12 protein-coding genes and 1 tRNA gene are annotated in these 12,549 nt (G+C 47.0%); 5 read left to right on the forward strand and 8 right to left on the reverse strand.

Annotated features, from left to right (window positions below; all coding sequences use genetic code 11):
* Window positions 1–358: 358 nt before the first annotated feature.
* The 4 genes from AB1756_09835 to AB1756_09850 form a co-directional block, all read right to left on the reverse strand.
* The gene (locus tag AB1756_09835; GenBank protein ID MEW5807630.1) at window positions 359–652 is read right to left on the reverse strand and encodes a reverse transcriptase domain-containing protein; all 294 of its coding nucleotides are present in this window, start codon (window positions 650–652) and stop codon (window positions 359–361) included.
* Window positions 653–776: 124 nt separating this feature from the next.
* A complete protein-coding gene (locus tag AB1756_09840) occupies window positions 777–1,391 on the reverse strand; it encodes a hypothetical protein (protein MEW5807631.1) in 615 nt (204 codons plus the stop codon).
* A gap of 26 nt (window positions 1,392–1,417) precedes the next feature.
* Complete coding sequence (locus tag AB1756_09845) at window positions 1,418–1,747, reverse strand: hypothetical protein (protein ID MEW5807632.1); 330 nt, start codon at window positions 1,745–1,747, stop codon at window positions 1,418–1,420.
* 208 nt (window positions 1,748–1,955) lie between these two features.
* Entirely contained in the window at window positions 1,956–2,963 is a 1,008-nt protein-coding gene (locus tag AB1756_09850; protein MEW5807633.1) for a ThiF family adenylyltransferase, read from the reverse strand.
* 213 nt (window positions 2,964–3,176) lie between these two features.
* Here AB1756_09850 and AB1756_09855 point away from each other — a divergent pair, with 213 nt between their 5' ends.
* From AB1756_09855 to AB1756_09870, 4 genes are read left to right on the forward strand one after another with little or no spacing between them, the layout of a single operon-like run.
* Window positions 3,177–3,371 (forward strand): hypothetical protein, encoded by a 195-nt coding sequence (locus tag AB1756_09855; protein MEW5807634.1) that lies wholly within the window; start codon window positions 3,177–3,179, stop codon window positions 3,369–3,371.
* A complete protein-coding gene (locus AB1756_09860; GenBank protein MEW5807635.1) occupies window positions 3,353–4,057 on the forward strand; it encodes an HAD-IA family hydrolase in 705 nt (234 codons plus the stop codon). Before AB1756_09855 ends, AB1756_09860 begins: the two co-directional genes overlap by 19 nt.
* A 56-nt stretch (window positions 4,058–4,113) precedes the next feature.
* Window positions 4,114–4,335: a hypothetical protein gene (locus tag AB1756_09865; protein ID MEW5807636.1), complete on the forward strand. Its 222-nt coding sequence runs from the start codon at window positions 4,114–4,116 to the stop codon at window positions 4,333–4,335.
* 1 nt (window position 4,336) lies between these two features.
* Entirely contained in the window at window positions 4,337–6,424 is a 2,088-nt protein-coding gene (locus tag AB1756_09870; protein ID MEW5807637.1) for a tetratricopeptide repeat protein, read from the forward strand.
* Window positions 6,425–6,447: 23 nt separating this feature from the next.
* Here AB1756_09870 and AB1756_09875 read toward each other — a convergent pair whose 3' ends face one another.
* The 4 genes from AB1756_09875 to AB1756_09890 form a co-directional block, all read right to left on the reverse strand.
* Window positions 6,448–6,816, reverse strand: coding sequence for a hypothetical protein (locus AB1756_09875; protein ID MEW5807638.1), 369 nt, complete (start codon window positions 6,814–6,816; stop codon window positions 6,448–6,450).
* A gap of 163 nt (window positions 6,817–6,979) precedes the next feature.
* Complete coding sequence (locus AB1756_09880) at window positions 6,980–9,616, reverse strand: tetratricopeptide repeat protein (GenBank protein ID MEW5807639.1); 2,637 nt, start codon at window positions 9,614–9,616, stop codon at window positions 6,980–6,982.
* Window positions 9,613–11,556 carry a molybdopterin-dependent oxidoreductase gene (locus tag AB1756_09885; protein ID MEW5807640.1) on the reverse strand — a complete coding sequence of 648 codons (1,944 nt, stop codon included), beginning with the start codon at window positions 11,554–11,556 and terminating at the stop codon, window positions 9,613–9,615. The genes AB1756_09880 and AB1756_09885 overlap by 4 nt, the downstream gene beginning before the upstream one ends.
* Before the next feature lie 153 nt (window positions 11,557–11,709).
* Window positions 11,710–11,786 (reverse strand) — tRNA-Met (locus AB1756_09890).
* Between the two features lie 406 nt (window positions 11,787–12,192).
* Between AB1756_09890 and AB1756_09895 the strand changes: the two genes are divergently transcribed.
* A complete protein-coding gene (locus AB1756_09895; protein ID MEW5807641.1) occupies window positions 12,193–12,531 on the forward strand; it encodes a tyrosine-type recombinase/integrase in 339 nt (112 codons plus the stop codon).
* The last annotated feature ends 18 nt before the right edge of the window (window positions 12,532–12,549 follow it).

Raw genomic sequence — 12,549 nt, forward strand, 5'->3', positions numbered from 1 at the left:
CTAAGGTTACCATCTTGTCGGTCGGATTCTCGATGGGAGTGATGTAGGATTGAGAAGGTTGAACAGAAACGGCTTTCATCCGGTGCACAGAGCCTCCTCCCATAAGTGGCAAAGAAGCAAAACAAACTTTTTGTTTTATACTATATAAGAAAAATCTTGTCAACATGCGAGTCGATCCAGGGGCAGGCGACATAAAAGGAGGTAAAAGAACATAACTGATATTCATATCCATTTATCAATTTTTTCTTTAAATGCAAAGTTTGCAAATTCATTTTGCATTTTTGTCGAGTGGAGCAGTGGCGCAGTGCCGTGCAGGATATCCCTTGACTGTGTCCGCCGTTTCCAGCTTCGTGCCCGTTTAGAGATTTCCATCGACCCGTTTCCACCACCCCCTCATCAAACCGTACGTGAGGTTTTCCCTCACACGCTTCATCGCTTTCTGCGTTGGAAAACCGTAGCAGAAGCTCCTGCTGCGATCCTTATCATCACAGTACCGTACCAGCTTGGTGTCTTGATGTCTCTCCTGCCAGTACTTGTCCGGAGGATGCAGGTAGATATTCGCCAGAAGAGGAGAGAGAACCCCTCCCTGCGGCGTCCCTTCCTGTGCTCTTAACACTTTATCCCGATCAATATCTTTGCCTTTAACCACCATCGAATCAGGCGCAAAATCCATTTGTCCCGGACTCGGCGTCGGACAAGACTGAGCAGTAAGTCATGATCAATGGTGTCAAAGAAGGATTTGATATCAGCATCGATGCTGAGCTTGCCATTGGATTTCAGTATGAACTTTGAACCCTTATCCATGCTGTCCAGAGCACTTCCCATTGACACACTTTGTCGTACAGGATTCCAAACGTGCGCTTCGTGTCCTTCTTGGCCGCTGTATGGAGTCTATCCTTGAGTACCTGAACCTTTCTATGGGTGCGTTGAGCCAAAGGGCTTTCCCCTTTGGCAGTCACCAGTCCTTCCTCACAAGAATAGACTCCGACTGAAGCAGGGCTCCTACCCTCCGACAGGGTTTTGCTGTCCCTGTCATCCTCAGGCTTATGAGCCCCTCCGACTTCCAGGAATGCCTCAACTCCCTTTCGGGTTTCTCCCTTATAGAAGCTGCCATAAGTGGTTCGAGTTCCACCTGCACCCTGGATCTCCCTTGTTAGCACCTCCTCCTTCCTGACATACCGTCGCTGACACGCCGAGGGATACGGTGACGTCTTCTCCCTTCTTTCTTTCACCGTTGCTGCCTTCGCCGTTGCACAAGCGGCTCGGCATCCCTGTCCATCCACTCTCCCATCAATTCCTGTAGATGCTGCATGACGGCGCTGCATCTGCGTTCCCTTTCGGTACGGTCTGCCAGTTCGCCCGCTGGCCCGGGATGGGTTCTGGCCACGCATTGTCAGGCATGCTCCATTGCAGCAGCTTACGCCGCTACAACCTGCCTCAGGCTAACAGACTTTTGGGCTTTATCTGTGTGGGCTTCTTTCATCCCGCTGGATTCGGTGTTACAAGGCACGCTGTGCACCTTTAGCACTAGAAATAGCATTTCACGCAATAAAAGCAAGCTTTTGAGTCGATCAAAATTTTGATCTTGTAAAAGCTTGAGAGCATTGGCATGAAATCCTGCTCGTTCTAGCCAATTTGCAAGCAGATAGTCCTGCCATTGCATCTCACTTAACTTGAGATGTGAAAACCAACCTATGGCGAAACCTAGAATTATGAAAAGAATAGAAACTGTTCCCTTCTTGTACATACTTTCCCTTCTGGTTAAATGCACTTAACATGGATATACTTGCAACTATGGGTTATCTTTTTCCTCATCCATCGGACTTGGCACTTCTCTTGCGCATTGATTGAGGACATGCGTATAGATCATGGTAGTACTTACAACTTCACGACGAGTCAGGACGACTGGAAGATGGGCCGGTCTTTTGGGCCGAACAATTCCTTCTATTTCGCAGTTAATTGCCGATGTATTTGGAGTAGATGGAGCGCGCGCGAACAGGATCATCTGTCCCGCCAATTATGGCTCTCCCGTCCGGGAAGACGGTAACCTCAAATCCTTCAAGACTCATACGTAGCAGGAATCCATTGTAATAAACACTGGTTATTCTCTGGATTTTCTCTTTGAGCGAGAGAAGATCTATCGTAGTGGAGTGCATTCCGGAGCGGATCTGCACCGAATTCCTCCCGCAGAGATTCACCCCTAAAGAGATTCCTTCACCAGCCAGCAGCGGAAAAACCTTTGCATCGCATACCGGACAATCATGTCTCTCTTTAACAAGCTTGATCCTTTGAAAGGTTCCTTCCCAAACATCTATCGCTGTGATGAATCTGTTGAGCTTGGCACCATTACCGGAGAGGATCTTCAGCGTTTCCACACACTGGATGCTGCCTATGACACTCGTCACTGATGGGACGATACCCGCAGTGTCGCATGTGGCGAGAAGCCCTGGAGGGGGAGAAGTCTCGAAGATGCATTTCAGGCAGGGGCTTTCCCCCGGAAGGACATCTAACGTCAAACCATAGCTCCCGACGGCAGCTCCATAGATCCATGGGATGGAATGTTTTATTGAAAACTCGTTGATCAGAAATCGTGTCTCGAAATTATCCGTTCCGTCCACGATCACCAAAATATTCTTTAGGAGCTCCTCCGCATTGAGATGATTCAGATCCGAAACTATCCCCTCGACATGGATGGACGAATTTGCTTTCCTGAGCTTTTTCTCCGCAGCTGCAGCCTTGGGCATTATCTTTCTAACATCTTCCTCATCGAAGAGGACCTGTCGGTGCAGGTTCTTCAACTCGACGAAGTCCCTGTCTATTATCCTGATGTGTCCCGCACCAGCCCTCGCAAGACCAATCGCCACCATCGTTCCCAGGGCACCGCACCCGACGATACAAACTCTCCCTTCTGCAATCTTATCCTGCCCCTCTTCACCGATCCCCCGGAAGAGGATCTGATTCATGTACCTTATTCTGAAATCGTTTCTATGCATCACATCTTAGCCAGTTTCGCAAGTCATTATAATAGAAGAAACGGAAATATTCCTTAATAACTCAAAGTAGATGATCCTGGCTCTTCTCCTCGAAATAAATATAACTTCATGCGGGTTGCGCTTTCCCTTTCAACGCTTATAATATGGGATTGTTAGTTTAAAAAATTTTAACATATCATGATTATGCGATGTACTTACAAATCCGAAGAGGACGACTTTTACTGCTGGAAATATCATATCTGGTACCCCTCCATTGATTGTGCCTACCGCGTCAAGTTCAAGACGTTTCAGGGATGCAATAACTGCAACCAGGGAAAGATGAATCTCAAGACGCACCAGAGGCTTCTGAAGAAGGCAAAGTGGCCTTTCAAGGAATGAAACTTTTCTGGAGAAACACCATTCATAAGAACAGGATCAAAGGAATCATATTCGATTTAGATGGGACGCTGATTGATTCTTACGCACCAATCATGGAAAGCCTCAACCACACAAGGAAGAGCTTCAATCTGGCTCCTTTCACGCTCGAAGAGGTCAGGAAGATAGTCGGAAGAGGGCTTGAAGTCCTGATAGCAGAAACGATTGGTGATGCACACGTGAAGGAAGGAATAAGAATCTTCCGCGAGAAATACGGCAGCGTCTTTCTCGAAAAGACAAAGCTCATGCCCAATGTGAAAGAGGTAATCCCCTCCCTCGCGCGGAAGGGATATCTTATGGCCGTCACTAGCAACAAACCTTCGTATTTCACATCAGAGATCCTGAAGTCCAGGGGGATCTATGAGTATTTCAAGGTTATCCTTGGCCCGGATGATTCCCCCAAGGCGAAACCCGACCCGGGGATGGTGGAGATGGCAATCAAAGAGATGCGCCTTCGAAAGGACGAGGTGGTATACGTAGGAGACATGACGATCGATATTGAAACTTCCCGGCGGGCCGGGATAAAGGTAGTCGGCATTACAAGCGGTTCGAACTCGAAAGAGGAACTCGAAAGAGCCTCCCCCGATGCTCTCATTGAGAACCTCGAGGAGCTCGAAGATCTTTTTCCCTTTTTGTATCAAGCCGGTTGAATCTCCTGAAGCAGCAGTGCTATTATCAATAAGAATTATCTTGGAAAGGAGCGCGCATGGAAGAAAAAACAAGCCTGACCAGAAAGGCCGCTAAGTACTTCATATTGCTCCTCAGCAATTTCTTCTTCTTCGTTGTGACTGTCCTGGCCATCTCCTATTTTCACCCGCTGATGAGAGCCCTGGTCTGGCCGAAGAACTTCGCGCTCTTGCTTTCCATCCTCATCGTGTCCGCAATCCTGTGGGTGGTAACTTTCCTTGCCCATCTCTTCATGAAATGAAATGTCTGTTTATGAGAAAGCTAAGACTCCCTTTCTGAAGCTCGCTCTCCTCGCCATTATTATCATTCCCGCGTCTCTTTCCATCTACTGGAATTGCATGAAATACGACTTTCTTTACGACGACGTCATCATCGTCAAGCAGAACCCTCTCATCAAGAGCCTCAAGAACGTTCCGGAGATCTTCGCGAGCGATTACTGGGGGGAAGAAGGTTCCGTAAAGACGGGCTTTTACCGCCCACTTGCCATTTTCACATTTGCCTTGAATTATTATTTCTCGGGGTTAAACCCCTTTTCCTATCACTCCACCAATGTTCTGCTTCATGCTATCAATGCCTCTCTTCTTTTTTTCCTCTTCATCAGCATCTTCCAGAGGATGAAAGAAGCTTTCCTCTGCTCCATCATCTTCGCTGTGCATCCCGTTCAGACGGAAGTCGTCATCGGGATCGTCGGAAGGGCTGAGCTTCTTTCTTTCCTCTTCTTCTTCCTGGCGCTCCTCGCTTTTCTGGGTTCGTTGAAAAGACAGGGGGCCATATCTTTTCTCCTCTATCTTGCATCTCTAATGGCATTCTTCTTAGCCCTGCTATCCAAAGAGATGGCCGCATCTTTTCCTCTGGTTATTTTTCTCCTCCTCATGTTCAAAGGAAAAAAAGAAAACGATAGCAATTTGATGCAGACGATTTCAAAGTATAGATGGACCCTGCTCGGGATCATCCTGATTCTCGCCTTTTACTTCCTGATCAGATCACTCGTCTTTGGCTCTCCCATAGGATCACAGAAGCCCATCCTTCTTGACAACCCCCTGGCCCACGCCTCCTTTTCCGAGAGGTTCCTCGGTGCATCTAGAGTCTTCATGAAATATCTGGGGCTTCTCTTCTTTCCTCTCCATCTTTCCGTTGACTATTCCTTCAACGAGATTCCACTTACAGGTGCCATTCCTCTTGTTTCTGGAGGAATTTCGCTTCTTCTGCTGATATCCTTACTCGTAGCGGTTTTCCTTCTCTATCAGAAGAAATCTCTTTTCTTCATCCCTATTTCTTTCTATCTTGCAACTATATCCATCATCTCCAATTTTTTTCTAACCATAGGGAACATCATGGCTGAGAGGTATCTCTATATCCCATCGGCGGCTTTCTTCATGTTTCTTGCACTGCTTCTCTCGCCTGTTCTGGGTCCTATCCTTAAGCGAGGATGGAAGGAAAAATATTTCTATTTCCTTTTTGCTGTTATTCTTTTATTTGCCGTGCCAAGAACTCTGTTTAGAAATCAGGATTGGAAGAATGAGGAAGAGCTCTTCACATCAGCGGTAAAGAACACTCCGATGAGCGCGAAAGCGCACAACAACCTTGGAAATATCCTGATGCATGAAGGGGATCTGGCAAAAAGCGAAAAAGAATTTATGACGGCCTTGGAGATCTATCCCGGCTACAGTACAGCCCATTGTAACCTTGGTTCGATTTATGAAAAGAAAGGGATGATCGAAGCTGCTCGGAGGGAATGCGAAGAAGCCATTAGATTGGACCCTGACTTTGATCTTGCATACTTCAATCTTGGCAATATCCTGTATGAGAAGGGAGAGATCGACCGTGCGATCCATGCATACCGGATGGCAATTTCCATCTCACAGGATTACGCAGAGGCTTTCTACAACCTCGGTAACGTTTACGCACTGAAAGAGAGCAGCAAGGGGGCACTTTACCACTACCGGAGAGCCCTCAAGATAAACCCGCATTATAAAGAAGCCCTGAACAACATGGGCCTTGTCCTGCGCGTGACGGGAGATAGACTCCAGGCAGAAGAAGCATTCAGAAAAGCGATTGACATAAGTCCAAATTACCATGATGCCCTTTTCAATCTTGGAAGACTTTACATGGATGATGGTCAGGAACTAAAAGCCATAGAATACTTAGAAAAAGCACACAGGGCAAAGGATGATCATTTCGCAACCTTGTACATTCTCAGCCTTGCCTATTTCAGAACCGGACGGATTGATCGATCTTATGAAACACTTTTGAAAGCAAAAAACATTGCACCGGAGCAAAAGGAGTTAAACCTTCTCCTGAAGGAACTTGAAAAGAGCCTAAAAAAATAGTTGTTGATTCGAACTCCCTCTTGTTATATATTATTTTTAAAAATTGATGGGGAGGCATTTATGAGATATAAGATTCTATTATATGTTGCCTTCAGTTCAATCTTTCTCATTCCATCATTTATTCTTTCCCAGGTGAACGGTCCCATAAGAGAAATCGAACAGCGAGAATCCTTTAAGCCCGTATATCTGCAACTGGACATTAAGTATCTTGCTTCTCCTATATCACCAATTCCAGTTCCTCCAATCCTTGTGCGAGAAAAAGATTCTGGGACAGATTCTGACTCGAATCCTATGCCCGCAGCATCGGGAACGAAGCAGGTCAGTATCGACTCTGCTTCAAATTCTTTAAGCGGGGACTCCCTTTTCCAGGGATGCTCGGCAACAGCTTCCACAAAGATGGAAAACCTGCTGAGGAAGATCGACAGGGTAATCAAGAAGCTGCAATAGAGTTAAATCCATTCTGTTCTAACCTTGTATAGTGAAAGTTGCTGATAGGCAACTTCTTAATGTCCTTGAATTTGGGCTATCTGTACAATGTCCATCGAGAAGGAAAAACTATTTGCTGAAAAAGAGAGAGGAGACTGCCATCTTCGCTTCCTCACCGATGGAGGCATCCCATCCATCCGCCAGTTCCACGTGAGCCACAAATAGATCGTCCTTTTGATTCTCGAAGAGATAGACTGTTTTTATTCTTATGGACTCCGCTTCCTTTTTTTCCAGTGATGCATGAAGGGCCTTTCTTGCTCCATGCTTTTTCGGTTTCTCAAGGGGAGCCCAGGTCAATGAACAACCTCCGCAAATCCATTCCTGGGCCTCTTTCATGGCAACATCGAGTCCCTTCCCCGGTTTGAGCTTCAGGATTTTTATGGTCGAGTTCTTCCGATACTCTTTGAGGGTTATGGGGTAGCCATCGACGCTCCTGTAATTGAGGGAAACTCTCCATCCTGCTGGAACATCGATGGCAAAATCGGGAGTAATGAATTCACCTTCCTTTCCAAGAGGCACGCTCTTTTCTGAAGGAGACGCTCTTTTAAAAGTCATCTTGAATCTCTCCGCAGGGTCCTCGGGCGGAAAAGCTGGAGGCAACCCCTCCATTCGAAACGTCGTCGGGATCCAGAACAGAGAAGAAGAATCCTCCCCTTTCAGGATCGGAAACCCGAACTCCAGTGCTTTCTTATCGAATGACATTCTGAAGATGAGCCACTTTCCTGAAAATCCCTTTCCCTGGAACTTCCCTACCCATGAAGTATCGGCTCCTGCAGTTTCTCTGGCAATTTCCGTGTAGTCCTCTCCGGAGATGAGTTTTGCCTCAGTGTCAGGAGGAGGTGGTGCCGGGGACGGCCTTCCAGAAACATAATCATGACTTTTCCCCCTTGAATCGAAATCCAGGATGTCCATGTATCCCGAGTAGTTCTTGTCTCCAACCTTGACTTCCCTGCCGCTCGCATCTGTGAAACCGCCCCTGAACCACATCACCATCGATGCTCTCGTTCTCTGCGGTGAAGAAGCATCGAGTCTTTTTCCTATGATTCCAGGGGGAAGAAGAAGAGTGAAGCCTTGACCCTGAATCACTGTCCATGGCATTTCCTTTTCGGAGAATGGAGACATTCCCTGATATTCCGGAGGGAATGGGAAATAGAGTAATGAGCCCGAAATTCCTCCCTCTCTTGACCATGTCTCTCTGTTGAATCGGAGATGAGCTAGGATTCTTTCCATTTCGGAAAGAATCTTTTCCTTCTCTTCGGCATCAAGACCTCCGGAGCCAGCGATGCCTGCGGCCATGCAGAAATTCGGACTTCCCTCAATATAGAACAGCCACCATCTCACGGGAGCGGAACCTTTATCACCGGCGTCATGATAAACATCGAAAGAGGCAACATAATCTGCGTTTGAGAATCCGCCTGCTTGATTGGCAACAACGGCATCGGTTCCCTGCGCACCTGCAAGTTTCTTTCCTGCTTCCACAATATAGTTTAAGGCTTCGCCCGCTCTGCCCGGCTTCCCGGATCCGAGTGTAATAGAGCCGACTTCGCCTTGAGCATCAATTGCGTAAAAGGCAAGCTGGGAATCTCCTGGCCATTTCCTGAAGACAGCGAAAGGAGAGCCGGGCTTTGTTTCTTCGGAAGCCTGGTACCAGCCAGGAGGGAGTGTGATCTCTACCGAACCGTTGTCAAAATTCAATCCAGAGATGTTCATCTGAAGAGCCTTTTCGATTTCTTCCCTGATTATCTTCTCCTCAACTCCTTCGGCGATCCTGTTGAAGATGAACTCCTCGAGATCGCTTTTGCCTTTCTCGCTCAGGAAGGAAAGATATCCGGAAATCTGATTTTCGAATTTAAGAACCATAGCCTGGAGATCCACTACCCTTTTCTCCAGATCGGCGATCTTTTCCAATATCCTTTTGTCAGCATCTTCCTCCGCTTGCGCGACGCTGCTCTTCGCTTTTTCTTCCTCTTCCATCTCTTCTTCCCACTCATACTCCCCTTTCTGAATGGCGATCTTGTTCATCTGAAGGGCTCTCCTGATATCTCCCATTCCCTCATAAGCTTCCGCAAGGAGTAGGATTAGATTTCGATCCATCTCCGAAAGCAAAGCGGCTATTGTCAGATTCCGTTCCGCCAGTGAATATCGCTTGCAGCCCAGCAGCGCCTTCCCGGCGTGAATATAACCTTCCGACTGATCCGGCATTCCCCCTACAAATCTCATGAACTCTTGCGCAGCCTCGCAGAACTTCCCTTCTCCAGCAAGATGTTTTCCCATGGAAAAAGAACGGGATGCAAGAATGTTCAACTCCTCTCCCTGCAAACTGGGTAGCCGTCTTTCACAGATCTCCAGGTTCTCTTTAGCCTTGGAGTAGGAAGGATCATTCTTTAAGGAGATTAGATAGAAGTACTTTGCAAGAAGGAAGTCTCCTCTGCTGAAGTAAACGCTCCCGAGATTCAGGAAAGGGAAAGGGCAATAAGGGTCGGCATTAATGGCTTTCTCATAAGCTTCGATCGCTTTTCCAATCTCGCCTGTCTTTTCGAACCTAACGCCCTCGTTGAAGTGGCGGATCGCGGCATTCCTCTTGAAATTATCCTGGCTAAATAGCGGACCCGAACAGATGACGCTGATAACAAGGATGGATAGGACGATCCATGCAGGCAAAAGCCGGCACGCTGTATATGAAAGGTTATTCGGAATGGTCCTCATGATTGATCTCTTCTCACGCGGACGCAAGTGTCATAGAAGGATGCGTTTTCCCCTTTCATTGATACGATGTTTTCCGTGATAGCATTTACTCCCCATCCTTTCTTAAGCCATCCTCCCCTGTAGAAGAGGATAACGTCATTTCCTATTCCGAATTTCTCCCTTAGCCTCACCTTAATCTTCCCCACCTTCGATTCGAGGAAGACCATGTCCCCATCCTTTAGATTCTCTCTTTTGAGTGTTTCCGATGATGCGAAGACGTCGGGCAGGCCAATCTGATCCAATTCCAGGATCTGAGAATTGTGCGCCATCTTCCCGCCTGAGGAGATGAGCTTATATGGATACTCCATTCTCTGGATGGCATCAAGTTTGAGATTTCCTGCAAACATGAACTTTCCCGAAGCTGTCCTGAAGTCTCCATTGGCATAGGGGACATCCGGGATGACGGGTGATCTGACCGATTCTCTCCGGAGCCTGTCCAGCGTTATGCCATCTTTCTCCAGATGGAGTATCGCCTTTGCTCTCCAGTCATCCGGCGTCCCGCTCATATTGATTCCAAAGCCGAGCTTTTCGGCAACAGACTGAAAGATCTCGAGATCCGTTCTGGATTCTCCAACTGGAGGAATCACTCTGTTGACTGCGAGGATATGGTGATGCCAGTAGCTTCCCACAAGGTCATCCTCTTCAAGAAAAGTGGTCGTTGGCAGGAAGAGATCAGCCACATCGGCAGTGTCGTTGAGGAATGAATCCGAGAGGATGACGAAATCCATGCTCTCGAAAGCTCTCCTGACAGACATGGAATCCGGTGACTGGGCCACTACGTTACCTCCCGTCACCCACGCGACTTTAAGTGGAGGATCGTGAGTCCTGAGAATTGCTTCGCCGATCGAAGGGAGAGGAAGGAATCTTTTTCTGCTTGAAGAGCTCTCGCCGGCGATCTCTTTGTCAAAATGAATCCACTCATCCATCCCGTGCGTCACCCCTCCGCCAGGAATGCCGATGTTTCCCTTCATGACAGCAAGTGAATCTATCGCACGAAAGATCTCGGAACCGTTCCAGACTCTCTGGAGCCCGTACCCAAGGATGATGGCTGCGGGGTGATTCATGCAGTATAGAGCTCCGAGCGTTTCGATGTCGGCAATGGAGACTCCGGTCCTGGTCGAGATATCATCCATGGAATGGCTTTCGAGAAGATCAAGATAGTTCTGAAATCCTTCCGAGTACTCCTCGATGAAATCCTTCGCTATCTCTCCATGCTTCAGGCAGTACTTTGCCACACCGAGGGCCAGATACCCGTCACTCCCCTGTCTTGGCTGGATGTAGAAATCGCTGAAGGAGGCTGTCTGCGTTTGAATGCAGTCGATGAGAATGACCTTCGCCCCCTTTTTCTTCACATCGATCAGAAATGGGACCAGGTGGATATTGGTGTTTACTGGATTCCTTCCCCAGATGATGACTAGTCTGGCATTGAGCATATCTTCAGGAGCATGGGTGATCCTGTATCCGAAACTTTCAATCTGACCGGCTCCTCCTGATCCTCCGCAAAGTGTTCCAGAAGTGAAGCTGGCTCCCCCGAGGAGATTGAAGAACCTATCATTGAGGATCTTCAGGAAGCCCATTGAGCCGCTGTGACGGTAGTTGAGGATAGAGAGGTTTCCAAACTTTTCAATGGCATCGGCGATCTTCTCGGCGGCAATCGAGATCGCGTGATCCCAGCTGATTTTCTTCCAGCTTCCACGCGCCTTAAGCATCGGCATGAGGATTCTCTCGTCGCTGTACAACCTATTCTGATAGTTGCGGACTCGCGAGCAGATGAATCCCCTCGTGATGGGATGATCAGGGTCCCCTTTCAGATCCGTTACTCTTCCATCGGAAACTTCAGCTATGATCCTGCACGCATCAGGACAATCCCTCGTGCATGCCGTAAATACTTTCCTTCCCATAGATTATCTTCCGATATCATAAATTTATTGGAAGCCCTGCTATTTGTCAACGAATATTGTTCCTACCTTTTCTCTGCCTATCAAATGGTTGAACAGCAATAGACTTTAGAAATTATGTCTCATTCCATCTTTATATTTTTGATAATATGGGATTGGTAGCGGGGGGTGGATTTGAACCACCGACCTTTGGGTTATGAGCCCAACGAGCTACCAGGCTGCTCCACCCCGCGTCAAGGATTTACGAAATTGGTTGGGTTTAAAATCGTTTCCTAATTTTTCAAAAAAATTATAACAGATGAAGCATAAGTGTCAAGGAGATATTTCTTCTTTTCTTCTTTGATATTCTCAATCTTATCAGCAAAAAAGTTACAGTTTGAAAAGACTTTAGAATTGGCCAATGTGGAAACACGATTGAAGAAGCTTAATAAGCAGATTCAAGAGAAGCTCATCAACTGGTAATATGCGGTTTGTGATGCGGCAATGAGAAGGCATGTTGAGGATTCCTCTCCAATGCCAGATTGATTTCCTTATCTAAGATCAGAAGTCTAATCTTGGATATTGAATGAATCACTTGAAACTTTTTAAAAAAAAATCGGGCGTTCAATTTCCAGAGAGAATTACTGCCTGTCAAAATTAGTGCTGGTCAATCCAACCCAGGAAGAATTTGATAAGCTTTACAATGAATGCTCCTCTGCCATTAAGCCAATTGTCCTGTTAGCAAGGCATACAGGCTTGAGAAAAGGTGAAGTCTTGAACCTTAAGTGGGAAGATGTAGATTTTAAGAGCCGGCTCATCTATGTTACCGAATCAAAGAACAATGAAAGGCGTGAAGTCCCAATGAATGAAACAGTCTGTAGAACTCTTAAAACTGATCTTCTACAGTATGGAGGGGGTGAGTGCCGGCAAACCCGCGTCCATACTGAATCGATCTCCGAAAATCTCCAAAAGGTAGTGCCACAAAATGTTAATATTTAGCTTGATTTTTGCTTTATC

It is taken from the genome of Acidobacteriota bacterium (genome assembly GCA_040752675.1).
Taxonomy (GTDB): Bacteria; Acidobacteriota; Polarisedimenticolia; order JBFMGF01; family JBFMGF01; genus JBFMGF01.